At 38.0% G+C, this 23,542-nt stretch carries 30 protein-coding genes; 3 read left to right on the top strand and 27 right to left on the bottom strand.

The window, feature by feature from the left end; all coding sequences use genetic code 11:
* Window positions 1-92: 92 nt before the first annotated feature.
* The 11 genes from B5D30_RS01155 to B5D30_RS01115 form a co-directional block, all read right to left on the bottom strand.
* Window positions 93-1,028 carry an aspartate carbamoyltransferase catalytic subunit gene (locus tag B5D30_RS01155; protein ID WP_078806198.1) on the bottom strand — a complete coding sequence of 312 codons (936 nt, stop codon included), beginning with the start codon at window positions 1,026-1,028 and terminating at the stop codon, window positions 93-95.
* Window positions 1,029-1,266: 238 nt separating this feature from the next.
* On the bottom strand, window positions 1,267-1,440 hold the full coding sequence (locus B5D30_RS13375) for a hypothetical protein (protein ID WP_159443157.1): 174 nt from the start codon (window positions 1,438-1,440) through the stop codon (window positions 1,267-1,269).
* Window positions 1,441-1,450: 10 nt separating this feature from the next.
* Window positions 1,451-1,645 carry a hypothetical protein gene (locus B5D30_RS13050; protein ID WP_144399435.1) on the bottom strand — a complete coding sequence of 65 codons (195 nt, stop codon included), beginning with the start codon at window positions 1,643-1,645 and terminating at the stop codon, window positions 1,451-1,453.
* A gap of 39 nt (window positions 1,646-1,684) precedes the next feature.
* Window positions 1,685-3,010, bottom strand: coding sequence for a uracil-xanthine permease family protein (locus tag B5D30_RS01150; protein WP_078806197.1), 1,326 nt, complete (start codon window positions 3,008-3,010; stop codon window positions 1,685-1,687).
* 19 nt (window positions 3,011-3,029) lie between these two features.
* The gene (pyrR, locus tag B5D30_RS01145; protein WP_078806196.1) at window positions 3,030-3,551 is read right to left on the bottom strand and encodes a bifunctional pyr operon transcriptional regulator/uracil phosphoribosyltransferase PyrR; all 522 of its coding nucleotides are present in this window, start codon (window positions 3,549-3,551) and stop codon (window positions 3,030-3,032) included.
* Window positions 3,552-3,823: 272 nt separating this feature from the next.
* Complete coding sequence (gene mraY, locus B5D30_RS01140) at window positions 3,824-4,813, bottom strand: phospho-N-acetylmuramoyl-pentapeptide-transferase (protein ID WP_078806195.1); 990 nt, start codon at window positions 4,811-4,813, stop codon at window positions 3,824-3,826.
* Window positions 4,814-4,855: 42 nt separating this feature from the next.
* Entirely contained in the window at window positions 4,856-7,069 is a 2,214-nt protein-coding gene (locus B5D30_RS01135) for a penicillin-binding protein (protein ID WP_078806194.1), read from the bottom strand.
* A 2-nt stretch (window positions 7,070-7,071) separates the two neighbouring features.
* Window positions 7,072-7,518: a cell division protein FtsL gene (ftsL, locus tag B5D30_RS01130; protein ID WP_078806193.1), complete on the bottom strand. Its 447-nt coding sequence runs from the start codon at window positions 7,516-7,518 to the stop codon at window positions 7,072-7,074.
* Window positions 7,519-7,560: 42 nt separating this feature from the next.
* Complete coding sequence (gene rsmH, locus B5D30_RS01125) at window positions 7,561-8,523, bottom strand: 16S rRNA (cytosine(1402)-N(4))-methyltransferase RsmH (RefSeq protein WP_078806192.1); 963 nt, start codon at window positions 8,521-8,523, stop codon at window positions 7,561-7,563.
* A gap of 15 nt (window positions 8,524-8,538) precedes the next feature.
* The gene (gene mraZ, locus B5D30_RS01120; protein ID WP_078806191.1) at window positions 8,539-8,970 is read right to left on the bottom strand and encodes a division/cell wall cluster transcriptional repressor MraZ; all 432 of its coding nucleotides are present in this window, start codon (window positions 8,968-8,970) and stop codon (window positions 8,539-8,541) included.
* Window positions 8,971-9,203: 233 nt separating this feature from the next.
* Window positions 9,204-9,569 (bottom strand): DUF3397 domain-containing protein, encoded by a 366-nt coding sequence (locus B5D30_RS01115; RefSeq protein ID WP_078806190.1) that lies wholly within the window; start codon window positions 9,567-9,569, stop codon window positions 9,204-9,206.
* Window positions 9,570-9,799: 230 nt separating this feature from the next.
* Between B5D30_RS01115 and B5D30_RS01110 the strand changes: the two genes are divergently transcribed.
* Entirely contained in the window at window positions 9,800-9,940 is a 141-nt protein-coding gene (locus B5D30_RS01110; protein ID WP_078806189.1) for a DUF4044 domain-containing protein, read from the top strand.
* 83 nt (window positions 9,941-10,023) lie between these two features.
* Here the strand turns inward: B5D30_RS01110 and B5D30_RS01105 are convergent, their stop codons facing one another.
* Window positions 10,024-11,460 (bottom strand): glycoside hydrolase family 1 protein, encoded by a 1,437-nt coding sequence (locus B5D30_RS01105; protein WP_078806188.1) that lies wholly within the window; start codon window positions 11,458-11,460, stop codon window positions 10,024-10,026.
* A 408-nt stretch (window positions 11,461-11,868) separates the two neighbouring features.
* Here B5D30_RS01105 and B5D30_RS13370 point away from each other — a divergent pair, with 408 nt between their 5' ends.
* Entirely contained in the window at window positions 11,869-12,006 is a 138-nt protein-coding gene (locus B5D30_RS13370; RefSeq protein ID WP_159443156.1) for a hypothetical protein, read from the top strand.
* Window positions 12,007-12,082: 76 nt separating this feature from the next.
* Here B5D30_RS13370 and B5D30_RS01100 read toward each other — a convergent pair whose 3' ends face one another.
* The 14 genes from B5D30_RS01100 to B5D30_RS01040 all read right to left on the bottom strand — a co-directional run bounded on the left by B5D30_RS01100 (window position 12,083) and on the right by B5D30_RS01040 (window position 21,234).
* Entirely contained in the window at window positions 12,083-12,502 is a 420-nt protein-coding gene (locus B5D30_RS01100; protein ID WP_078806187.1) for a DUF3284 domain-containing protein, read from the bottom strand.
* Window positions 12,503-12,516: 14 nt separating this feature from the next.
* A complete protein-coding gene (locus tag B5D30_RS01095; protein WP_078806186.1) occupies window positions 12,517-12,702 on the bottom strand; it encodes a hypothetical protein in 186 nt (61 codons plus the stop codon).
* A 7-nt stretch (window positions 12,703-12,709) separates the two neighbouring features.
* Window positions 12,710-12,880 (bottom strand): hypothetical protein, encoded by a 171-nt coding sequence (locus tag B5D30_RS13365; protein ID WP_159443155.1) that lies wholly within the window; start codon window positions 12,878-12,880, stop codon window positions 12,710-12,712.
* Window positions 12,881-12,946: 66 nt separating this feature from the next.
* Window positions 12,947-14,443, bottom strand: coding sequence for a PTS sugar transporter subunit IIC (locus B5D30_RS01090; RefSeq protein ID WP_078806185.1), 1,497 nt, complete (start codon window positions 14,441-14,443; stop codon window positions 12,947-12,949).
* Window positions 14,444-14,543: 100 nt separating this feature from the next.
* Window positions 14,544-14,849: a PTS lactose/cellobiose transporter subunit IIA gene (locus tag B5D30_RS01085; RefSeq protein WP_078806184.1), complete on the bottom strand. Its 306-nt coding sequence runs from the start codon at window positions 14,847-14,849 to the stop codon at window positions 14,544-14,546.
* A gap of 548 nt (window positions 14,850-15,397) precedes the next feature.
* Window positions 15,398-15,694, bottom strand: coding sequence for a DUF1292 domain-containing protein (locus tag B5D30_RS01080; RefSeq protein ID WP_078806183.1), 297 nt, complete (start codon window positions 15,692-15,694; stop codon window positions 15,398-15,400).
* Between the two features lie 18 nt (window positions 15,695-15,712).
* Entirely contained in the window at window positions 15,713-16,135 is a 423-nt protein-coding gene (gene ruvX, locus B5D30_RS01075; RefSeq protein ID WP_078806182.1) for a Holliday junction resolvase RuvX, read from the bottom strand.
* Window positions 16,132-16,401, bottom strand: a complete 270-nt coding sequence (locus B5D30_RS01070) for an IreB family regulatory phosphoprotein (protein WP_078806181.1) — start codon at window positions 16,399-16,401, stop codon at window positions 16,132-16,134. The genes ruvX and B5D30_RS01070 overlap by 4 nt, the downstream gene beginning before the upstream one ends.
* Window positions 16,402-16,506: 105 nt before the next feature.
* Window positions 16,507-16,992: a GNAT family N-acetyltransferase gene (locus B5D30_RS01065; protein WP_078806180.1), complete on the bottom strand. Its 486-nt coding sequence runs from the start codon at window positions 16,990-16,992 to the stop codon at window positions 16,507-16,509.
* Between the two features lie 214 nt (window positions 16,993-17,206).
* The gene (locus B5D30_RS01060; protein ID WP_159443154.1) at window positions 17,207-17,929 is read right to left on the bottom strand and encodes a tyrosine-protein phosphatase; all 723 of its coding nucleotides are present in this window, start codon (window positions 17,927-17,929) and stop codon (window positions 17,207-17,209) included.
* A 10-nt stretch (window positions 17,930-17,939) separates the two neighbouring features.
* Window positions 17,940-18,725: a PhnE/PtxC family ABC transporter permease gene (locus tag B5D30_RS01055; protein WP_078806178.1), complete on the bottom strand. Its 786-nt coding sequence runs from the start codon at window positions 18,723-18,725 to the stop codon at window positions 17,940-17,942.
* A gap of 10 nt (window positions 18,726-18,735) precedes the next feature.
* Window positions 18,736-19,524: a phosphonate ABC transporter, permease protein PhnE gene (gene phnE, locus B5D30_RS01050; protein WP_078806177.1), complete on the bottom strand. Its 789-nt coding sequence runs from the start codon at window positions 19,522-19,524 to the stop codon at window positions 18,736-18,738.
* A complete protein-coding gene (gene phnC / locus B5D30_RS01045) occupies window positions 19,511-20,323 on the bottom strand; it encodes a phosphonate ABC transporter ATP-binding protein (protein WP_078806176.1) in 813 nt (270 codons plus the stop codon). The genes phnE and phnC overlap by 14 nt, the downstream gene beginning before the upstream one ends.
* 2 nt (window positions 20,324-20,325) lie before the next feature.
* Window positions 20,326-21,234: a phosphate/phosphite/phosphonate ABC transporter substrate-binding protein gene (locus B5D30_RS01040; RefSeq protein ID WP_078806175.1), complete on the bottom strand. Its 909-nt coding sequence runs from the start codon at window positions 21,232-21,234 to the stop codon at window positions 20,326-20,328.
* A 187-nt stretch (window positions 21,235-21,421) separates the two neighbouring features.
* On the opposite strand from B5D30_RS01040, the gene B5D30_RS01035 reads away from it, so the two are divergent.
* Window positions 21,422-22,078: a GntR family transcriptional regulator gene (locus tag B5D30_RS01035; RefSeq protein ID WP_078806174.1), complete on the top strand. Its 657-nt coding sequence runs from the start codon at window positions 21,422-21,424 to the stop codon at window positions 22,076-22,078.
* Window positions 22,079-22,131: 53 nt separating this feature from the next.
* On the opposite strand, the gene B5D30_RS01030 is transcribed toward B5D30_RS01035, so the two are convergent.
* Window positions 22,132-23,406, bottom strand: coding sequence for an MATE family efflux transporter (locus tag B5D30_RS01030; protein WP_078806173.1), 1,275 nt, complete (start codon window positions 23,404-23,406; stop codon window positions 22,132-22,134).
* Window positions 23,407-23,542: the final 136 nt, after the last annotated feature.

Genomic DNA, 23,542 nt, shown 5'->3' with positions numbered 1-23,542 from the left:
TAACGTTTCGAGTAAATAAACGTTGTGGCTCACTGTTGCAACCTCCTGAACGCCCCTCTTTGCTTTTCTTTTTACTGCCTACTGTGTTTTGCTTATTTTAAGCAATTGCGACCTCTTAACACCGCTTCGAGAATTGCCATTCGCACGTAGACACCGTTTGTCATTTGTGTAACAATTCTTGATTGTTCACTTTCGACCAATTCATCTGCCAACTCTGCGTCACGATTGACAGGAGCAGGGTGCATGATAATTGCCGTTGGTTTCATACGTTTAGCACGTTCTACCGTCAAACCATATTTTCGGTGGTAATCTTCTTTTGATAAGAAAACTGTTCCGTCATGACGTTCATGTTGCACACGCAACATCATCATCACATCTACCTTGTCTACGATTTCGTCAATTGGCAAATAGGTGCCATACTGGTCGAACTCTTCGCTTGGATACCAGACTTCTGGTGCGGCAAAGTAAAGTTCTGCTCCTAAACGTTTGAGCATTTGCATATTGCTCCTTGCCACACGTGAGTGGAACAAATCGCCTACAATCGCTACTTTCAAGCCCTCAAATGTCCCAAATTCTTCTTGAATGGTCATTAAATCTAATGCACATTGTGAAGGATGTTGACCACTACCGTCGCCTCCGTTGACAATGGCACAATCAATGTTAGGACTTTTAATTAGCTCTTCGTAGTAATGCTCTTGATTGTGACGAATAACACAAACTTCTACTCCTAAAGCACCGAGCGTTAGAATGGTATCGTAAAGTGTTTCTCCTTTTGAAACTGCTGATGTAGAAACATCAAACTCCATGACATCAAGACCTAGTTTACATTCTGCAATGTGGAAAGAATTATGCGTTCTCGTGCTGTTTTCAAAGAATAAATTACAAGCAAATGTTTGTTTCTCAAGTCCTTCAAACTTCGCTCCCGCTTTAAATTCTTCTCCACGAGCAAGGAGGGCTAACACTTCTTCGTTTGTCAATTCCTCCACGCTTACAAAATGCTGCAACGTTACAACGTTCTCTTTAATCATGTTTTTTTCCTGCTTTCTTATTCGAGTCTCTCTGGACTCATTTAATATGTTAAAGCCGTCTGGCTTTGAAACCTAATGGAAAGTTGTGATACTGTTATAGGTACCGCTTAAAAATTGTGTTTAAGGTACTTCTAAAAGTTGATTGTTTTTTCGTTTTTTTCTGTGTCTGGCTACGTAGTGCTGAATTTTGGTCGTTGTTCGCAATGCCACTTGAAACTTACGTTTCAATGCTAGTCTTTCAAGAATCTTTGATTTTTAGAAAGACTGTATGCGAAACGAAGTGTAGTAGCAAGTAAATGGCATGGCTCACTGCGACAAAACCCTGAACGCCCCTCGTAGCTTTTCTGTGTCTAGCTGTGAGGGGCTGAAGTCTGGCAACTGCTCTCAATGTCGCTCGAAACTTACGTTTCAATGCTAGTCTTTCAAGAATCTTTGATTCTTAGAAAGACTGTATGCGAAACGAAGTGTAGTAGCAAGTAAACGGCACGGCTCACTGCCACAGACTTCAAAACGCCCCTCGTAGCTTTTCTGTGTCTAGCTGTGAGGGGCAGGAGGTTGGCAACTGTTCGCAACAACGCTCGAAACTTCGTTTCGAGTAAATAAACGTTGTGGCTCACTGTTGCAACCTCCTGAACGCCCCTCGTAGCTTTTCTGGTTCACTCGTTTCGGGCTTTTTCTGGTAGGATTGCGTTTAGTATGATTCCTAGGACTGTTGCGAATGCTACTCCTGTTACTTGAAATGGATTTTCTGTTGGGCCGAATTGGAGAATTAGGTTTCCAATTCCGACTACTAAAATCACACTTGCAATTAACAGATTACGTTTTTTATCAAAATCAATTTTGTTTTGGACGATAATTTTCAATCCTGCTGCCGCAATGACTCCGAAAAGTACAAAGCTCACGCCACCAATGACTGGGGTAGGAATAGAGCGGATAAGTCCACTTACTTTCCCAACAAAACTTAACACGACTGCAAATCCTGCTGCTCCTGCGATAACAAAGACTGAATGTACTCTTGTAATCGCCATAACACCAATATTTTCACCGTAACTTGTCACAGGAGGACCTCCGACAAACCCTGCGATAACTTGTGCCAAACCGTCACCCGTTAGCGTTCTATCAAGCCCCGGGTCTTTAAAGAAATCACGTTTCGTCAATTCATTTAACACCATTACATGACCGAAATGCTCAGTCATTGTCACAAATGCGATAGGTGCCATTGTCAAAATTGCTGCTGGATAGAGCTTAAAGTCATAATTGACAAAGGGAATTTCGATATTTGGTGCTTGAAAAAGTGGTGCGTCAACGACCATTGTTTGAAATGGTACAATCTCAACTCCTGTTACACTCCCTAGCACTACTGCACTCACATAACCAATAATGATTCCGAGTAAAATTGGAATGAGTGAGATAAATCCTTTTGTAAACATATTGAAGAAAATGACCGATAATACTGTAATCATGGCAATCGTCAAAAACGTTAGGCTGTAAACTTGTTTTCCGTCCACCATTTGATACATAGAATCACTCACCGCTGTGCCAGCAAGCGAAAGTCCGATAACCATAACGATTGGACCTACCACAATAGGTGGCAACACTTTGTCAATCCAAGCGGACCCAACACTTTTGACAACAAGTGCAACAATTAAGTACACCAAACCACCTGTCACCGCTCCTTGCTGAATGGCGTGCAAACCTTCTTTTTCGCCAAGTGTATTCATCAATGACTGCATAGCACCAATATAAGCAAAACTTGACCCCATATAAGCTGGAAGTTTATATTTGGTAACAGTCAAATGTGCAAGTGTCCCAAGTCCGCTACTCATCAAAGCAATTCCCGGGTCAATACCGACCAAAATCGGTACTAAAACCGTTGCCCCGAACATTGCAAATAAATGTTGTAAACTAAGTCCAAACCATGCCAAAGGTGACGGTTTGTCGTGAATATCTAAAATTGCCTCGTTATTTCTAAAGTTTTCCATGATTTCCTCCGAATTGTTTTTATACTGTATCAATTAATACTCTATCTTCGCCGTCAACTTCTTCCATTTTGACAACAATGTCCTCTGCTAGAGAAGTAGGGATATTTTTCCCAACATAATCTGCACGAATCGGAAGTTCTCTATGTCCTCTATCCACTAGCACTGCCAGCTGAATTTTGCTCGGACGTCCCTTTTGCACTAAAGCGTCAAGAGCTGCACGAATGGTGCGACCTGTGAAAAGTACGTCATCAATCAACACCACATTTTTTCCAGCAATTTCTGTTGGTACAACAGAACTATCTAATTCAATTTTCTCAGATAAATCATCACGAAAAGGTTTTGTATCAAGTTCTGCTACGGGCAAACTTAATTTTTCAAGTTGTTTCAATCTCTCTGCGATACGGCGAGCGATAAATACGCCTCTTGTTTTAATTCCAACAAGCACTATGTCTTCAATATCCTTGTTTCGCTCAATAATTTCATACGTCATGCGTGTAATCGCACGTTTCATTGTTTGTGAATCTACTACTTCTTTTGCCATTTTTTTGCTCTCCTTCATTAAATTATAAATTCTCCATAAAAAAATCCCACCTGAGTAGGTGGGAAGAATTTACATACAGTTAGACTATTCCCTTCTACAAAGGGAATTACTCATGCTCACCTTCTCAGCCTCTCTGGACTAAATTAAAGGGATATTTACTTGTTGAGTATAGTATATGCTTTCTTTGGTGGAATTGCAATAGAAATGTAGAAAAAAATTTTATTCTATCAAAAAGAAACCTACCCAAAAAGATAAGTTTCTTAAAAGTACCTCTAAGCCAACACTATCGCCAAAGCTACCAAACTTGCGATACCACCGAAAAGCCAAAAGACAATGTCTACTTTCCATTCGCTCCATTTTTCTCCGTGACCAGTCAGTCCTCCGAGTTCAAAATGGTGGTGAATTGGGGTCATGCGGAATACTCGTTTTCCTCTTGTTTTAAAACTCGTTACTTGAATCATAACCGAGAGCGTTTCAAGGACGTACACTAGACCAATGAGTAATAACGTCCATTCTTGATGTAAAAGGCTTGAAACGGCAGCTAGAAGTCCACCAAGAGCAAGAGAGCCGACATCTCCCATGAAAATTTTTGCTGGTTTGTGATTGTAACGGAAAAATCCTAGCAATCCGCCCATTACTGCAATACAGACAATCATCACGTCAAACTGCTTTTGATGTGCGGCGATGATTGCATAGGCAAGAAAGCTAATCGTGCCACTAATTGACACCAAGCCGTCCAGACCGTCTGTTAAATTGACCGCATTAGAAAAGCCGACAAGCCAAATCACGATAAAAATTCCGTAAAAAAATCCAATCGGAAGCTCTGCTACGCCAAAGATATTCAGCGTACTTGGCAATCCTTCATTGTAATAAACGAGGTAAAAAATAATTCCTCCTAAAACTTGACCGAGCAATTTTTGCTTTGGCGTTAACCCTTCATTTTGCCCTTTGAAAATTTTAAGGAAATCGTCTAAAAATCCTAGCACTCCGTAAAGCAAAAGCACAAAGAGCAAAATTATCACACGCATATTGACAACATCACATACAAAAGCTGTAACAATTGTCGAAAGAGCAATCGCCAAAAGAAAAATTGTTCCTCCCATTGTAGGAGTTCCTTGCTTTTCCTTGTGTGCCTCCTCTAATTCCTCTAACATTGTCTGACCGTACTGCTTGCTTTGCATATATCGGATAAACAATGGTAAAACCATTACCACTATCACCATTGAGATGACAAACGGTAAAATACATCGTAAAGCTACCATTTTCCATTTCCTCTCTGCTACGTTTTTGAGCAAGCCACATTTTTATCCTAACTGTATCTCAATTGTTTGACTCACTTTGATTTTCTCACCAGAGACAACGCTTTGTCCATAAGCACGTCCTTCTCCAGTAATCGTCAATTTCACATTGACCATTTTCTCAAATTTCTCTAAGTCCTCTCGACTCCAGCCTGTAACGTCTGGCATGAGCATATCACCGTCTGTTTTAAAGAAAATCTTCGCATTTGGCAAAAGTTTCGCTCCCGCATTGGTCGATTGGGCAATAATATTCGTTCCGTCGCCAAGGCTGATTGGTTGCAACAATTGTTTGCGTGCAAGTGTTTCAGCTTGGTTGGCTGTTTTTCCTGTGTATTTTTGAACCACTACGTCTTCAATATTCCCTTTTGAATTGTCAACAGGCATTTCCTCACTTTCCAACGCACGTTTGAGCATTGGATTGGCAAGTTTGGAAATTGCATCTGGTGGCATTGTACCGTCCATTCGCATGGTCACATATAAAACATATTTTGGCTCATTCGTTGGTGCCATGAGAACAACGGAGTTAATATATTTACTTTCAAAATATCCACCATTTTTCTCATCCCCAATTTGTGCCGTTCCTGTTTTTGCCGAAAGCGTAACATTTGGCACGTTGTAGATCGGTCCTTCTTTCCAATGAGCAGACCCCCACTGCGGATCTTCGACCACGTCTACCATATACTCCAACACAGTATGAGCAGTCTCGCTTGTAACAGGTTGCCCTAAAATTTCTGGCTCTACAATTTGTTGCGTTTTTTTGTCTATATTCACCACTTTTGAAATATAATGTGGCTGAAGCATTGTGCCATTGTTGGCAATCGAAGAAAATGCTCGCATCATTTGAAAATTCGTCACGTTAATCCCTTGACCAAACGAACTCATCGCAAGGTCAACAGGACTGTTAACATCTGGCAATAACCCTGAAACTTCCATATTTAAGCCAGAATCCGTATTGGAACCAAATAAAAATCGTCTTTGATACGCAGGCCATAAACTGCCCAAACGTTGCTCTAAATGCACCATTCCAACGTTACTACTCCACGCTAGTGCTTGACGGTACGTGAGCGGGTGCGGACCATTTTTTCCCCAGTCATGATCACGAATCGTTCGATCATAAACTTTTATCTCACCTGCTGTAAACGTGTCATTCGCTTTGAATTGTCCTGTATTTACACTTGCTGCGGTGGTGAAAATTTTCATCGTAGACCCCGGTTCAAACGAATCTTCTACCAACATATTTCGCCAAACAGCATCTTTTGGAATTTCTTTTGCCTCTGGGCTAAGGCTTGGTCGTTGGCTCATTGCCAAAATCTCACCCGTTTTCGCCTCCATTAAAATAGCAGTCAAATTCTCTGGTTTGTATTCTTTATTGACTTGTTCCATTAAAGTCTCTAAATACGTTTGAAGCCTAGAGTCAAGCGTAGTATAAATATCTTGCCCGTCTTTTGCTTGTACTTTATTCGCTACTGTTCCGGGCATTGGATTGCCCGCAATGTCTCTTTTATAGGTGACCGTCCCATTTTCCCCTTGTAAAACGTCATTAAACGCCGCCTCCAAACCGTATTTTCCCACGATTTGCCCTTCGTCATTTTGACTTGCCACTCCGATAAAATTCGATGCGAAGTCACCATTTGGGTAAATACGAGATTGTTGCTCAGTAAAATACAAGCCTTTCAGCTTTCTTTTTTCCATTTCTTTTTCAATTTCTTCTTTTGTAGAAAGGGAAATATTTTGACCTGAAGAACCAAATTCCACTTGAAATTGTTCTTCGTCTTGACTTTTTCCTGCATTCACACGCAAACGAGAAAGTGCCATTGTTTTGTCCATGCCTAATTTGTCATGTAAAATATCTGCTATACTGTCAAAATTTTTGGCTTGGGCATACAATTTTTCCTCGTTTGCCCCTATATACGTCGTCTTTAAAATCGCATAGACCGAATAACTCATGGCATCTTGTGCAATCGGTTGACCATAGCGGTCATAAATATTTCCACGTTTAGCTTTGACAACGTTTGTTCCTTTATACAATGCAGCCGTTTGCTTGCCAAGGTCTACACCTTGAATTTTCCCACCTTCTACAATCCATACAAAACGAGAAATAAGGATTGCTAAGATAAAGAAAGATAGGGTAAAAAAGAGAATCCCGACTCTCTTACGATTCCCTTTTACACCTAGGTTTTTCTTATTACTCCAACGTTGTATTATTTTTAATATACTCATGATTATTTCACATTCTTTACATTTTCATCATTTGCAGTCAAACCTTGTTTTTCTGCAATCTGCTTCACACGTTCTGCACGCAATAATTCATTGCTTTGTTGTTGTAACTCGTTGATTCTATCCTTTGTCTGTTGATTTTCAACTTCAACATTCACCGTTTGATTGACAACACTAGTAATTTTCGTCCGTAAAAAGATTGTCGCCACACCAAAGGCAATCATACCAATAATAATCGTTGCAATCAAGACTTTTTCAAGCCGTGAAATATTTTTAAACCGTTTCTTAAAAGGACGTGGAGCAACAATTTCTGGCGTTACTTGCGTCACGACTGGTTTTTCTTCAATTTTTGGCAAAGGCATTTCTTCGCCGTCATTGGCAGCAAGATTCGTCAAATACTCTTCATATAGATACTCATCTTCGTAATCATAGTCAAATTGTCTTTGAGCCATTGTTCTCCTCCTTCTAGTTTTATTTTGAGTTTAATGATAACCTTAATTTATTTCACGAAGTTTTTCAGCAATTCGCAACTTCGCACTTCTACTTCGCTTATTTTCTGCCAGTTCTTCTTCACTTGGAAGAATTGGTTTTCTCGTGATTGTTTTTAAAATTGGTGCCAGCTCTTCTGGCACGACAGGTAAATTCGGCGGCAAATCTGCTTGAACTTTGCTATATTCTTTGAAAATATTTTTTACAATCCTGTCTTCTAATGAATGAAAGGTAATGACACTCACTCGCCCATTTACATTCAATCGTTGAATTGCCTGCTCAAGAGAATGTTCCTCTGCCCCCAGCTCATCATTGACCTCAATACGAATGGCTTGGAAAATGCGTTTTGCTGGGTGTCCACCCTTTCTTCTTGCAGGTGCGGGAATCGCCTCTTTGATAATCTCAACAAGCTCGCCTGTCGTCTCAATTGGCTGAGTTTCTCGCTTGCGTTCAATCAAACGAGCTATCTGCTTAGAAAATTTTTCCTCGCCATATCGGAAAAAGATACGCACTAATTGCTCATATGGATAAGAGTTTACCACATCGAACGCTGTTTTTTTAGCATCAGTATCCATTCTCATGTCAAGCGGGGCATTTTGATGATAACTAAACCCTCTCTCAGCCTCGTCAAGTTGCGGTGAACTCACGCCTAAATCGTATAAAATACCGTCTACACCTGTAACACCTAATTCATTTAATTTTTCATTAAGATTTCGGAAGTTCGATTTGATAAACGTTACTTGATTGTTTGCTACATATTTAGCAAGTCTCACTTTCGCATGGTCAAGTGCCTTTTGGTCTTGGTCAAAGCAATACAAATGCCCACCAACACCTAATTGGCTCAGCAAATACTCCGAATGACCTGCTCCACCAAGCGTGCAATCTACATAAATTCCGTCTTTCTTTATATTTAAACCATCAACAGTTTCTTTTAGCATGACTGTATAATGCTCAAATTTCTCACTCATAATTACTCCTTATGATTAAAAACCAAACTCCGTCATATTTTCTGCAATTTCGTCAAAACTTTCCTCAGCAACTTGGTTGATTTCGTCCCAACGAGTTGCATCCCAAATTTCTATCCGTGTATCTACCCCGACAATTACGCAATTTTTCTCAAGTCCTGCGTACTCTCTGAGCGATTGTGGTACATTAATTCGTCCTTGCTTGTCAAGCTCGCTCTCACTGGCACTTGCAAAGAAGTGACGAGTAAACTGACGAGCCTGTGCACGTGAAAGTGGTAGTTCCTTGGTTTTTTCAGCAAAACGTGTCCATTCATCCATTGGATAGCCAAATAAACAGCCGTCCATCCCCTTGGTCACAACAAATTTATCGCCCAAATCGTCACGCAATTTTGCAGGAACGATTAAACGACCTTTGGCATCAATATTATGCTGAAATTCACCCATGAACATACACTTCACCCCAATTCTCCACGTAATAACCATAGTCTACCACATTCCCCCACTTTCTACCACTAAAATATCTATTCTCCCCACCATTTTTTCCTCATTTTCATTTGTTCCATTCCGAACAAACTGTGAAAAACCTTGTCATTACGACAACTTAAACCGCTTTCCGCTGTCAAAAAGTCTTCAAATTTTTTTCGACAAAAAAACCTATCTTTTAAACTAGATAGGTCTTGTTTTCACACAAACATATTCACAACACTTGCGATTATAAGAAAAACGTAGACAAGCAAAATCATCAAAAAACTCAATCGCCAAAACATTTTGATGAAACGTGGGTAGACAATTTCCTCATAAAAATAGGCTTGAAAAAATGCTACCGAAATGCCTAGGAGTAAAATCGAAATCAAAAAATACGGCACAATGGACGCTTGATACGTGAACGCACTCAAACCATGAATCCCAATAAACAACAAGGGCAGAGCAATGTCCACAGGTTTGATTTTAAACCTCTTTTTTAAATGAAACTTTTCCACAAGAAAACTTGAGGCAATAAACACCATAAAAGGAAAAATAATCCAAAACAACAAAATAAGAATTGACAACCCTTCTCCTCCTTACCATTCAATAATCACACGAAATGGCTCGCTCCACTTACGCATATAGAGGTATTATAACATATTTTTTTGCATTTGATTCAATAAAAATTCTATCCAAAACATTCTTTTCGTTTTAAAAACAAAGGCACCTTTAAGGTTTGATAAATATTCATGGAAAAAAAGAAACTTTTGATGTGCGTTGGCGTTTTTTAGTGTAAAATAGAGTGGAAATCATTATGAGTGAGGTGTTTCGTTTGTACACAGGAAATGAACCAAAGAAAAAATCTACTTTTCAAAAAGTAACAATGGTCGTTGTCGTGCTAATGCTAATTGCAACAATCGCAGGAGTTGTCCTTGGGGCAATTTCACAAATGTAACAAATGGAGCATGGGGAGATTTCCATGCTCTTTTGCTATTCTCTCACCAAAAAAAGTCGCCGAAACTTCAGCGACTCAATTTTTTAATTTTCACTACCATTTTTCTCAATGACATCTTTGTACCAGTAATAGCTATCTTTCGGAATGCGTTTCAAACTTCCTTGCATCGTTTCGTCTTGGTCGACATAAACGAAACCGTAGCGTTTTTGGTAGCCGTTAAGCCATGAAAGAAGGTCGGTGTAGCTCCATGTGCAGTAGCCTAAAACTGTTGCACCGTCACTAATCGCCTCACGAATTGCCGAGACGTGCTTAGAAAGGTAATCAATACGGTAATCATCATGAATTTTCCCGTCTTCTACCTTGTCATATTCACCAAGACCATTTTCCGTTATCAAAATTGGCACACGATAACGTGACGTAATGCGTCGCATGGCAACACGAATGCCTGTCGGGTCAATTTCCCAATCCCAGTTTGTTCGCTCCACATGAGGATTCACCACACGTTTGTATAATCCCGGTTCCCCACTTTCGCCACTCGTTCCTTTTTTACCTGTCGTATTCATTTCACCCATACCAACGCCATTTTCAAGTGGATTCCACGCCACTGTATTGGATTGATAATAGTTAATGCCTAAAAAGTCAGGTTTAGCGGATTTCAACAACTCCGCATCTCCCTCCTCAAACGTTGGAGCAATTCCTTGCTCTTTTAAACGGTTGAAAATTGCGATTGGATATTCTCCGTACAAGTACACGTCCATCCAGAAATGAGACAGAGCATCTTCCGCATTTTCCGCTGCCAAAATGTTTTTCGGGTTGCTATCCAGTGCATATTGCGGACTATATGCAAAACTCGGACCAATTTTTCCGTCCATTTTCATTTCGTGGAACGTGTTAATCACTGTGGCATTGACAAGATTGGCAATGTGATTGACCTCATAAAAAAGTTTTGGCTCTTTTTTATCAGGCGGATGAATCCCCATTAACCAGCCATGTGCGGTAAAAATATTTTGCTCATTTAACGACACCCAATATTTCACTTTCCCACGGAATGTTTCAAATAATGTTTTCGCATAGTTGTTAAAATCTGCAATAATTTTGCGACTTTCCCACCCGCCATATTCATCTTGAAGTGCTTGCGGAATATCCCAATGATACAAAGTCAAAACAGGTTCAATATTGTGTGCAATCAATTCATCTACTAAATCCACGTAAAATTGCAAACCTTTTTGATTCACTTCACCACGTCCATTTGGAAAAATACGAGTCCACGCTACTGAAAAGCGATAGGCTTTTAACCCTTGCTCAGCCATGAGCTTTACATCTTCTTTGTAGCGATGATAATGGTCAACCGCCACATCACCATTTGTGTCTTTAAATGTTTTCCCCGGTATGCGAACATAGTTATCCCAGACAGAAACACCTTTTCCGTCCTCATCCCACGCACCTTCTACTTGATACGCTGCACTTGCACTTCCCCAGAGAAAATCACTTGGAAATTGCTTTAATTCTTTATGATCCATTGTTATAATCATTCCTTTCTACGCTCTCACGTCATGAAAGCTTGAAACTTGAACTTCGCTATCGCTTCGTCCAAGCAGGGTCACGAGCGAACTTACGCCCGCTCAAAGTCTTTTCTTCGCATTTACTTTGTAAATGCTTGTCTTTTAGGATTTTCTATTCCTTATAAAACCTTTCTTTAAAAAACTCGCTTTTTTACCATTTCATGTAGCTTTATAATTTTTCCACTCGAAAAACGAGAGAAATCGTTTTCCTCTCGTTTATTATAGCATACTTATGAATGTAATGTATAGACTTTAAAACTATATACTTTTAAATTCTTAAGAAAATCTTTAAGGGCACCTCTAAAAACTCCGCTTAAGACTAAATTAGCTAGTTTTTCGATTTTCGAGGAAATCGACGAAAACTATGTGGTTCATCGAAAAGCTAAGAGGGGCGTTCAGGAGTTTGTCGTAGTGAGCCATGCTATTTACTTGCTTGAAACGAAGTTTCAAGTAGCATTGCGAACAGCGACCAAACTCCTGCCCCCCGTAGCTAGACAAGGTTGAGGAGATTGACGAAGAAAATCGGAAAACTAGCAATTTAGGATAAGTGCGAGTTTTTAGAGGTGCCCTTAAGTAAACTCTATCCTTGATACTCTTTTGCCATGGCATCAAGCATGACACGGATTTGTTTCTTTTTTAGCCAACCTAATACAACTGAAAAAATCATATCATTGGCACTTTGTAAAACTCCGTGCGAAACCATTTTTTCCTCTAAGGTAACTTCGCATTTTGTTTCATCAAGCGATCGAATCGTATAAATCGTTGTAAAGTGATTACGTGTATTGCTCGTTTCAAAAGCATACGTTTCGTTTTCTTTTACATCCGTAATGCGAATTTTTGCACTTTGGTGTTTGTTAAACGTCTTAACATATTCAAAATTCGCTAGTTGCTTTTGGTTGAGTGATTTCCCTGTTTGTTTGCGAATATCAAAAAGAGAAGAATCGACAATTTTTCCATAAATAAAAGCGGACGGTGCATTTACTACTCTTGTTATTTTCACGACTTCTTATCTCCTTATCTTTGTCTAGCTACAAGGGGCAGAAGTTGGGTCGCTGTTCGCAACAGCACTGGAAACTGCGTTTCCAGCAAGTAAATGCTGTGGCTCACTGTTGCAAACTCCTGAACGCCCTCTCGCTTTTCTTTGTCTACGTGTGCGAGGTACTGAAGTTTAGTTGATATTCTACCGTCTAAATCTTCCAAACAACATTCACTCTTTTCTGTTCTTATAATCACGAATTGCTAGAAAAATACCGATTCCAACAATTACCGCTGATGTTAATAATACTCCGAAATTGTTGACTTCCATTGTGCTATGATTGACACCAAGCACCAAAAAAATCAAACAACCAACTGAAATTAAAGCTAGACCATTTTTCATGATACTTCTTCCTTTCCTTAAAAATAAGAAAATAGGGGGAAAGCTCCCCCTATGATTATATCAAGATTAGTCTTGGATTTCCATTTTGTTTGCAGCAAGAACGAACGGAAGGAAGATTACAAATCCTACTACCAAACAAAGTGCTGAAACGATAACTGCACGCCAGTCAAAACCAGTTGCCATCCAAGCATTCATAATCGGTGGTGTTACCCAAGGAGTTTGGATAACGGCTGGATTTACCAAGTGTGCTGCTGTTGCTGCGTAACCAATGATTACTGAAACAACTGGAGCAAGTACAAATGGAATCGCAAATACTGGGTTTAGTACGATTGGCATACCGAACAATACTGGTTCGTTGATATTAAAGAATCCCGGTCCAATACCCAATTTAGAAATCGCACGATAATCATCACGTTTACTAAAGATAAGGATTGCTACAAGAAGAACAATTGTTCCACCACTTCCACCCATCCAAGCGTAAATATCAAATGAGTTACGAACCCAAAGGTGCAAGTCGCCATTTTTCACCATTGTTGAAATAGCTGCTTGTGTTTTTGCACTTGCATTGTATTTTTCTGTGTTCTCAAGAAGTTGTGGTAACCAAATTCCGTCAAGTACACCACCTAATACGTTTGGACCATGCAAACCACAAAGCCATAGCAATGATACTGCTGCTGTAACTACTACAACAGAAACTACACTTTGAGAAAGAACTGTAAATGGTTTTGCAATATATTCTGCAATTAATGTCATTACATCTTTTTTCGTTGCTAATTGCACTACATAGTAAATAATTGATGCTCCATATAATGCTGCTGCTGCTGGAATAATTGCCTCGAAAGGACGAGATACCATTGGTGGTACTTGTTCTGGCAATTTGATTTTGATGTTTGTTTGTGCCATTTTGGCATAAATTGTTACCGCAATACCACCCATAATCATAACTGCAAAGTAAGAAGTTGCTCCAAGTTGCCCCATGTTCAACCCGCCAACTGCACCAGTAGCATCAACACCTGTTACACCACCAGCTTCGAGTGCAGTTTTTAATTGTTCAATAAAAGTTTTTCCTGCCTCGAATTTTGCAGTAGCCTCAGCTAAAGCATCTCCTGTTGGAAGTGGTTTGATTGTTTTAGGGTCAGCTGCAAATCCAAGAACAATAGAAGTTGCTGTGTTTAAACCTGCAAACAATGTCCCTACTGATACGATAGCACCTGTAAAAGGTTCTACATCATAAGATTTCGCAAGGTGGAATCCCCACGCTGCTGCAAATAAAAGACCAATAATAGCGAATGTTCCTTGCCAAACCACACCATCAACTGCCATGATTTGTTTGATTACAGGAATTGTTGAACCATCAAAGTTCGGCTCTTTCCCCATTGCTTGTAAAATAGAATTCGGGAAAGTTCCTAGCAATGCGTTCAACGCAACTGCGATCGTACCTACCATAGTAGCTGGTAAGATTGCTAGAAAGGCATCACGCAATGCTGCTAAGTGACGTTGCTGTCCAATTTTTGACGCAACAGGCATGAGTGTTCTCTCTAACCAATTTGTCAATCCGTTCATTGTTTTTTCCTCCTATAGAAAAAAGTTATTTTATATCAAAGCTATTTGCCTCCGTTCAAAAAAACAAATAGCTTTCATATCGAAGAATGTAGTGAAAAGACTATGCTAATTTTTTGTAAAGCTCTACAAATTCTTTTGCTAAATCTGTAAACGCAATCGCAGTCATCAAATGGTCTTGTGCGTGAACCATGTAAATCCCGATTTCGATTTTTTCACCTTGAGCTGCTTTTGTAAGCATCTCTGTTTGCGAGTGATGTGCTCCTACCAATGCTTCTCCTGCGTGTTTCAAACGCTCCTCTGCAAGATCAAATTCACCTTTTTTCGCTGCTTGAATCGCCTCAACAGCACTTGATTTTGCATCTCCAGCATTCATGATAATGCCCATTACTACTTCCATATTTTCCATAATTTTGCACCTCTTTCTATTTTTTCACCTCATAAGCGAAAGTAACTCTCGCAATCAATCATTGAATTTTTCCTCTTCGACAATTGAAATTTGAAGCATTTTATGACGAAGGATTTTTACAATTTAAGTAAAACTTCATGTAATCCTTTCCAAATCTAACTATAAACTTTCTTAATCTTTATGTCAAGATTTTTTATATAATTTTTTTATTTTTTCTATGAAAAAAATAATGAAAAGAAGTCTATTTCCTTGTCTATATAGTTTTATCTTTACATCAAAATGTCTAGCAAAAAACGCTTGAATTTTTATTTGTTCGTTATTTTTTATATTCCATTTTCGCCCTTTCGGTCTATACCACTTTGATTTGCCTAGCTTTTTCCATAGGTATAAAAAAATATTTTATTTTTCCTCATTTTCCTTTGTTATAAAATTCATTCTCAAATTGGATAGGTTAAACTATTTTTTTTGAGAATAATGCGTTAGCTTTTTTACACACAAAAAAAGCTATAGGGTCTAAAAAAATTTCTTAGCACCTTATAGCTTATCTTTTATTCTTCACCCTCTAAAGCCTCAAAACCAGCCTCGAAGGTAATTTCAATCATATCCCATTCTTCATCTGTTTCAACAGGTTGTAACTCTCCTTGAGTACCGTCCTCGTTTTCAGTATAAGAGTAAGCATATACTTCTGACTCTTCATCCTCGCTTACGCCAGCCTCTGTTACCAAAATGTACTGTTTCCCGAAGTTTTCAGAGCCGTCAATACGCATAATGACTTCGTAAAGATACTCATTTCCTTCGTTATCTACTAATGTAATTGTGTCGTGTTCGTGATTATGTTCACTCATTTTATTTCCTCGCTTATTCTATTTACTTACTTTGTCTAAATAATTTTGTAAAATCATTACTGCTGCCAATTTGTCAATCACTTTTTTACGTTTGGCACGGCTCGTGTTTGCTTCATTGATGAGCATTTTTTCCGCTTGAACGGTCGTCAAACGCTCGTCTTGGTACTCTACTGGAAGTGAAAAAAGCTCACTTGCTCGTTTGCCATAACTCATGCTCGCCTCTGCACGAGGACCAATCGTATTGTTCATATTTTTTGGCAAACCAATCACAAGTTTTTCAACTTTGTATTCGTCAATCAGCTCTTTCAAGCGATTAAAGCCAAAATCTTCGTTTTCCTCATTGATACGGATAATTTCAACACCTTGTGCCGTCCAGCCGAACAAATCGCTTACTGCAACACCGACCGTTTTACTGCCGACATCTAATCCCATTATCCTCATCTTGCATCAATTCCTTGTTGTTTTAGATAAAATTTCACCAATTCCTCGACGATTTCATCACGTTCATGACGGCGAATCAAATTTCTAGCATCTTGATAGCGTGGAATATAGGCAGGGTCGCCACTTAGCAAATAACCAACGATTTGATTAATTGGGTTATATCCTTTTTCATTCAATGCAAAATAAACGGTGGATAATGTTTCACTAATTTCCTTTTTACTTGAATCATCAAATTCAAAGCGTACTGTTTCATCTGTAAATCCCATGTGAATCCCTCACTTTCATGTAAACTTGAATTGTCTACATACAATCTTTCATTTTCCATTTTACTAAAGATTTGAGAAAGTGGCAAATGATAGAGTTCTACTCATTCAGACATCCTTTTCCATAAAATAATCATTTAACACAAAATCTCCAAATGGTGTGTCTACTTCTTGGACAATTTTAAATCCTTTGTGTAAATAGACGTCAATTGCTTGATGATTGCCTCTGTTGACGTGGAGAAATAGCTTTTCCTTGTTGTTTTCTTTTGCGATTTTTTCAAAAAATGCAAAACAAGTACTTGAAATCCCTTTGCCTCGCATGGAATTTTTTAGATAGAGTTTGCTGATAAATAAGTGTTCTTGCTCTAATTCATAAGCAAAATAACCGATATATTCGCCCTCATGCTCAATGAGGTAATACACGCTACCATTTTCCATTTCCTCTTGAATTGCCTTTTCCCCTTGATAATGAATGAGCATATAGTCTACTTGTTTTTGACCGATAATGCTCACAAAAACATCTTGCCAAATCTCTTGAATAAGCGGAAGTAAAATGTTTAATTCTTCCTTTGTTTTGATTTGAGTATAGTTCATTTTATGTTTCGCTCCTTTGTCTAGCTACGAGGGGCTGAAGTCTGGTGGCTGTTCGCAACAGCACTGGAAACTACGTTTCCAGCAAGTAAATGCTGTGGCTCACTGCCACAGACTTCAAACCGCCCCTCTTCGCTTTTATTTGTTCCTTTATACTACATACTATAACAAAAAAAGCGAACAAAACAATCCACCATTCGCTTTTTTCATTCCTATTTTATACATTTTCACAAACAAAATTATCTACGATTTTCTTCATCTGTTCATCACTTATGCCGATTTCTAATAAGTAATTTTTCACTCCGCCGTATTCTTTTTCTAAAAAGTCAAGTAGTGTTTCGATACTTTTCGATTGAGAATAAAGAAAATGTACGGGAATGTGTGAGTTTTCATTCACTTGAAATTTTGGATTTTCTTTTATATAAGTGTATGTCGTCTGATAATTTGCTACAATATCGCTGCGACTTGCTCCTGCAATACTCAAAAGTAACGCTGCAATAATTCCTGTGCGGTCTTTTCCAGCAGCACAGTGAAACAATAAACCTCCCTTAGATGTTGAAATAAGGTCGATAATCTTGTAAATTCTATTTTTTCCTTTGGTTACAAAATGTAAATACAAATCTGCCAAAGACATTTTCTCATCTTTTGCAACGTCTTTTGTCATATCGGCAATGTCCTCAACGAAAAGTGGCACGTGATGAATTTGGATATTTTCTAGGTTCGGTGTCGGTTCTGCTGACATTTCCTCTAGCGTTCGTAAATCAATAATCGTGCGAATGCCATATTTCTCTAAGTATTGCACATCTGAAGTGGTTAAATTGCTTAATTCGTCACTTCTTAAAAAAGTTTGCCATTTCGTGTAGCCATTTTCTACGGATATTCCACCTAATTCTCTTGTGTTAAATGTTCCTTCTAAAGGTAGTCTGGTCAAATAGTTCAAAATTCCACTCCTAACGAATTGTTTTTTTTAGTTTGCCGACGGATAATTCTACAATCAGCATGGTAACGAAAATAAAAAGTATAATGGTCGAAATTGTCGCATAATCGTATTTTTTGATTGCCCTCATTAAGAGCATTCCAATGCCACCTGCTCCTAACATTCCTAGAGAGATAGATTCTGCAATATTTGACTCTAGGCGAATAGAGGTCCACGAAAGTAGCGAAGTGGCAAGTCCCGGCAAGAGTCCTTCTGTAATCATTTGTAGCCAACTTGCTCCTGTTGAACGCATGGTTTCAATAATCGCTTGCTCTTGTTCTTCGATAGAAGAGATAAATGATTTGGTCAAATAACCTACCGTTGGAATCACCAACCCTACTACTCCCGAAGTATTGCCAAAACCAAGGCTTGCAACGACAATTAAAATCCAAACTAACGCAGGTATCGCTCGAACAATCCCGACTGCTCCTTTAATAATAGCAGAAAATAAAGGAAATGGCGAAGTATTGCTTGCTCCTAAAAAACTTAAAATAAAAGAGAAAACAAAACCTAAAAATAATGCCGATATCGCCATACAAATGGAGGTGAACAATTCAAAGAGAATAGCGTTTAGCTCTGAAAAATCAACTCTCATAAATTTGCTTACTATCTCGCTTGCTCCCGTGAATCGTTGAACAAATGTTGCAACATCGAGTTTCAACGAGTAAATACTTACCAAAAATAACAAAATCAATCCGAGTACAATGGAGAAGTTGGCGATTTTTTCTTTTTTTCTTGACAAAGCAATTTTTGCGTTCATTTTTTCCCTCCTAGCTCACTTTTTTCCGAATTTGACTGACTACAAATTCTGTTAGCAAAACCATGACAACCAAAACAATAATCAGTGAAAATGCCTCATGGTATTTGAATAAACGGATATTTGTTTGAATCATAATCCCAATGCCACCTGCTCCCACCATTCCTAGTATTGCAGACGCACGAATGTTGATTTCAAACGAAAACAATGTCCAGTTTATCCACGAAGGAATAAATTCTGGCAGTAAACCATGCACCAAAACCTGCATAAAACTTGCACCACTAGATTTTAATGCCTCTAACTTCGTTGATCCGATTTCGTCAATGGAATCCGCATAAGAGCGAGATAAAAAGCCAATTGTCGCAAAAATTAACGCTAGTAAACCGACCATATTCCCAATACCGAAAATATAAACCAATAGGCTTGCCCACACGAGAACAGGAATATTTCTCAATAAAGAAATACAAATGCGAACAAACATACGAAGTGGTAAAATCGGATTCGTTTGCTCACTCATTAGCAGTCCAAAGAAAAACGCTAGAAAAGCGGAAAAATATGTCCCAACAACCGCAAATAGTATCGTTTCAAGAATAAGCGGAGCGTAAGTTGCGATATTTTTAAAATTCGCTGGAATAAAGTGACTAACGATAAATTGCACAAACGACGGAAGTGCAACGATTATCTCCAATATATTTACATCTAAATACACAAATGAAAAGAGAACAACAGCAATTACGCCAAATAAAAACACACGGTTTTGTCTTTTCTTTTCCTTGAAAATCAATTGATTAGCCCTCTCCATATGCAAACCTTCCTATCTCTGAATTTTCTACTTGTAGCGTCATCTCTTCTTCTTTTCCAATATAAATATCCGAGATAACCTCCTCTGTTAAATCACTTGCCACACCGTCAAAGACTACTTTTCCTGCTTTGATTCCGATAATTCTTGTCGCATATTCTTTGGCAAAATCTACTTGGTGGAGATTGACGATACAAGTAATTTTTCTTTCCCTCGTAATCGTCTGCAAATGTTCCATAATAATTTTTGCAGAATTTGGGTCAAGGCTGGCAATGGGTTCGTCAGCTAAAATGAGTTTCGGGTTTTGCATAATTGCACGGCAAATCCCCACTCGTTGCATTTGACCGCCAGAAAGTTGCCCTGCTCTTTTGTAAATTTGCTCTTCTAACCCTACTTTTTTCAACAAGCGAACAGCCTCTTGTTTGTCCTCTTCAGAATAAAGACCAAATAAACTTTTGAAAAATGGAACTTTCCCTAATCTGCCATGCAACACATTTTTGATGACGTTGCTCCGATGAATCAAATTGTAGTGCTGGAAAATCATGCCAATATTGGCACGTTGTTCACGCAATTTCTTTCCCTTTACTTTTTCCATTGCCACACCGTCAAAGAGAATACTCCCCTCGCTCAAATCAATCATGCGATTAATGGAGCGAATAAAGGTAGACTTGCCTGCACCGCTTGGTCCAATAACAACGACAAATTCCCCTTCGTTAATAGACAAATCAATTCCTTTTAAAGCATAAATTTCTTTGTCATACTTCTTTTTTAATTGAGTAATTTTTAGTAATTCTTTTGCCATGCTTATTCTCCCTTGATATTCAATGCCTCAAGCATTTTTTTCGTTGACTCGTAGTCGCTATCTTTCGCCTCGGTAAAACGAACGCTCTCACTGCCATAAAAAGTCTTGAAATACTCTTTGTTTTCATAGTTCAAATAAAACTCTTTGAGTTTCTTTTTCGTTTCTTTTGGCAAGTCACTGCGGACAATAAATGCCGCATTAGGAATTTCTTCTGTTTCAGCAATTTGGCGAATGTCTCCTTCTTTTATCATGCCCGCTTGTACTAATTGAGGGATAATTTGAGCGGCAACTGCAGCTGCATCATAATCTCCTTTGACCACTCCCATAATGCTTGAGTCGTGTTTCCCTGAAAATGCTACGTTTTTAAAAAAATATCCCGGACTTTCTAGTTTGTCTGACTCTAATTTCAATTGATTGATGAGCGTTGATTTTGGATACATATAGCCACTTGAACTGGCTTGGTCAACAAATGCAAAACTTTTCCCTTTCAAATCTTCCAGCGATTTTGTCTTTGTGTCCTTTTTCCCTACGATAAAGACCGTTTTGTACGGTGTACTTCCCATTGATGTGGTGGTAACGAGAGGTTCTGCATTCGCAACTTCTTTTGCTTGCCAATAACTCATGGGCGTTACAAGCAATACGTCAATTTTTCCACTTTTCATCGCCTCAATGCCAACAGAATATTCCATTCCTTCTGCTTCATTGATTTTTATTCCTAAGGATTTTTCCATATCCTTCCTAAACCCCTCGTTTTTTTCTCCAGCATTGGGGTTGTTTTCATCTTGCATTTGCACAATTGTCAATTCTTCTACCTTTTTTGTACTTGCAGACTCTTTTTGGCTGCAACCTGCTAACATTGCACTCCCTAGCGTTGCCAATGTTACTAAAAATACTTTTGAAATTTTCATCATTTCACCTCATATAGATTTTTTTCTTTTCAAGTAGTATAATAAGGGTACCTTTAAAACCTCATGTTTTACCACTTGTTACTGAGTAGTGTACTACTCTACTATATAAAATCCGTCTACTTTTCGTAAAGTTCTCGTAAACTTTACGAAAAAATTGTAAATGCCAAAAATTTGATGCCGAGGTGAAAAAATGAAACATTCAAACGAACAATCTGCTTATATCACAATCAAACAATCAATTCTTTACGGTTCTTTTTCACCTGATGAGCTTTATTCTGAGGCAACTCTCTCTAAAAAGTTAAACATGAGCCGAACACCTGTACGCTCAGCTTTAAAAATTTTGGAAAAAGAAGGGTTAATTTCGTATAGAAAAAATCGAGGGTTTCTTTTACGCAATGCCTCCAATCATGAATTGTTAGAACTTACGCAAATATCTGTTTTGTGGATGAAAGAGGCACTTCAGCTTGCGAAAAAAGGCGAAAGGAAATTTCAATCTAAAGAAATTCAAGAACAGTTAGATTTAGCAAAAGAATATCGTTGCAAAAACGAATATGCTCGTTACATCAATCAAATGACAAAAGTCTATTTAAAAATAATGGAAATGCTTGAAAATCAACTTCTTCTTGCTACTTATGAAGATTTGTGGGCAAGACAAATCACTTCTTCGTTGTATCGAAAAGTAACCAATGTCGAAAATGCGGACAAGGAAAAGACAAAAAGCACCATTCTTTTCTTTCAAAAATTGATTGATGAGGCAAGCAAAGGAAATTATGACACGGCAACACAAGCTCTCGATGAATATTTTGAGTACGCAAAATCTCAAATTTTAAGATATGAGCAACTCTAAAAAATATCAAGTTGTATTTCAGAATACAGCTTGATATTTTTTAAAGGGCACCTCTAAAGTTGTTTGTATTTCCATAAAAACAAAATACTTAATAGAAAAAAGTTCAATCCATTTAAACAATATAGTCCTATAAACCCAATAACATTCATATTTTTTAGCAAAATCATGAATAACAATGTTACTATATTTACAATCGTTGTCATTCTTAAAACAAAAGTATGATTCTCTTTGGCTTGTAATAAATATTTTCCAAGCTCATAGATTGGGGTAAACATCATTATAAGTAGAATAACACCTAGATAGGATGAAAATTCTTTTATCACTACTTTATCTGTACTAAAAATCATGGCTATTTTTTCAGATGTGGCAAAAAATAGAACGGACAGGACGATATAAAATAGCGTTGCGTTCTTCAAGGAAAAATAGAAAATCTTTTTCTCTTTTCTATCATCTTTTTCCCCTATGGATTCTGGAACGAAAATTGAAATTGCTTGCCCATACATGAGTGTTGGCAACTTGACAAGAGCGAATACTTGAACGGCAATGGCATAAACTGCTAATACATTCACCCCTAATCTCGCAACAATCGCCTCAAATACAATGATAAATAACACTCCCTCTAATATATCTTGTAACATTAAAGGGAAACCAAAACTCAAGAGTTCTTTCACTTTATTTCCATTTTTGAATTTCAATGCAAGAACTTTTTTCCTCACTAATAGAAAATATAAAATTAGTAAAGCAACTAATGCTAAAATGGAAGATACACCTGCACCGATGACGGACAAGTCAAAAATTTTTACAAATAAAATATTCAATCCTATTTGCAAAAGAGACGTTCCTATGGAAAATGAGAAAATCCACTTCGTTTTTTTCTCTATTTTGATCACATTTGATAGTGTAAACATCAAAAGCACAAATAAAATATAGGGCGACATAATCAAAAGAAAAATAGTAGATATATTTAATAACTCACCTTTAAATCCATAGACAAGTTGGAGAAATATCCTTCCTCCAATGATTGTCAAGAGCATAAAAAGAATCCCAATATAGAAATCAAGTTTTAGAGAAGAAACCAAATATTCTCTAAATTTGCGTTCCTCTCCTTCTCCTATTGCTTTTGCTCCTCTAATATTAAATGCGTAGTTGAATGCCCCTAAAATTCCACCCATTACATATAAAAAACTTTCGATTGTATTGATTCCACTTAGCGACTCTATCGAATCTCTTGCTACAATGGAGAGTGAAATTTGCGAGATTATCATTTGCAAAAAATTCATTGCGATGAGTGGAAACACGAAATGTTGTATTTCTTTTTTTATTTTCATAAAAAGCCCCCTAAAAACTCCAGTTCTTTGTTTTATTGTCCCTAATAATCATAGTTTACCACAAAATTTATTTTGCAGGGAATCTGTTACAGAATAAGGGCACCTCTAAAAACTCGCACTTATCCTAAATTGCTAG

It is taken from the genome of Pilibacter termitis, from assembly GCF_900167335.1.
Taxonomy (GTDB): domain Bacteria; phylum Bacillota; class Bacilli; order Lactobacillales; family Streptococcaceae; genus Pilibacter; species Pilibacter termitis.
The sequence above is the reverse complement of the archived record's forward strand: the minus strand, read 5'-3'. Positions and strand labels throughout refer to the sequence as shown.

Coding starts and splice junctions, on each gene's coding strand:
- B5D30_RS01155 (WP_078806198.1), bottom strand. CDS start 1,028: ATGATTAAAGAGAACGTTGTAACGTTGCAGCATTTTGTAAGCGTGGAG.
- B5D30_RS01150 (WP_078806197.1), bottom strand. CDS start 3,010: ATGGAAAACTTTAGAAATAACGAGGCAATTTTAGATATTCACGACAAA.
- pyrR (WP_078806196.1), bottom strand. CDS start 3,551: ATGGCAAAAGAAGTAGTAGATTCACAAACAATGAAACGTGCGATTACA.
- mraY (WP_078806195.1), bottom strand. CDS start 4,813: ATGGTAGCTTTACGATGTATTTTACCGTTTGTCATCTCAATGGTGATA.
- B5D30_RS01135 (WP_078806194.1), bottom strand. CDS start 7,069: ATGAGTATATTAAAAATAATACAACGTTGGAGTAATAAGAAAAACCTA.
- ftsL (WP_078806193.1), bottom strand. CDS start 7,518: ATGGCTCAAAGACAATTTGACTATGATTACGAAGATGAGTATCTATAT.
- rsmH (WP_078806192.1), bottom strand. CDS start 8,523: ATGAGTGAGAAATTTGAGCATTATACAGTCATGCTAAAAGAAACTGTT.
- mraZ (WP_078806191.1), bottom strand. CDS start 8,970: ATGTTCATGGGTGAATTTCAGCATAATATTGATGCCAAAGGTCGTTTA.
- B5D30_RS01110 (WP_078806189.1), top strand. CDS start 9,800: ATGAGTGAGGTGTTTCGTTTGTACACAGGAAATGAACCAAAGAAAAAA.
- B5D30_RS01105 (WP_078806188.1), bottom strand. CDS start 11,460: ATGGATCATAAAGAATTAAAGCAATTTCCAAGTGATTTTCTCTGGGGA.
- B5D30_RS13365 (WP_159443155.1), bottom strand. CDS start 12,880: ATGAAAAATGGTCTAGCTTTAATTTCAGTTGGTTGTTTGATTTTTTTG.
- B5D30_RS01090 (WP_078806185.1), bottom strand. CDS start 14,443: ATGAACGGATTGACAAATTGGTTAGAGAGAACACTCATGCCTGTTGCG.
- B5D30_RS01085 (WP_078806184.1), bottom strand. CDS start 14,849: ATGGAAAATATGGAAGTAGTAATGGGCATTATCATGAATGCTGGAGAT.
- B5D30_RS01080 (WP_078806183.1), bottom strand. CDS start 15,694: ATGAGTGAACATAATCACGAACACGACACAATTACATTAGTAGATAAC.
- ruvX (WP_078806182.1), bottom strand. CDS start 16,135: ATGAGGATAATGGGATTAGATGTCGGCAGTAAAACGGTCGGTGTTGCA.
- B5D30_RS01070 (WP_078806181.1), bottom strand. CDS start 16,401: ATGGGATTTACAGATGAAACAGTACGCTTTGAATTTGATGATTCAAGT.
- B5D30_RS01065 (WP_078806180.1), bottom strand. CDS start 16,992: ATGAACTATACTCAAATCAAAACAAAGGAAGAATTAAACATTTTACTT.
- B5D30_RS01055 (WP_078806178.1), bottom strand. CDS start 18,725: ATGAACGCAAAAATTGCTTTGTCAAGAAAAAAAGAAAAAATCGCCAAC.
- phnE (WP_078806177.1), bottom strand. CDS start 19,524: ATGGAGAGGGCTAATCAATTGATTTTCAAGGAAAAGAAAAGACAAAAC.
- phnC (WP_078806176.1), bottom strand. CDS start 20,323: ATGGCAAAAGAATTACTAAAAATTACTCAATTAAAAAAGAAGTATGAC.
- B5D30_RS01040 (WP_078806175.1), bottom strand. CDS start 21,234: ATGATGAAAATTTCAAAAGTATTTTTAGTAACATTGGCAACGCTAGGG.
- B5D30_RS01035 (WP_078806174.1), top strand. CDS start 21,422: ATGAAACATTCAAACGAACAATCTGCTTATATCACAATCAAACAATCA.
- B5D30_RS01030 (WP_078806173.1), bottom strand. CDS start 23,406: ATGAAAATAAAAAAAGAAATACAACATTTCGTGTTTCCACTCATCGCA.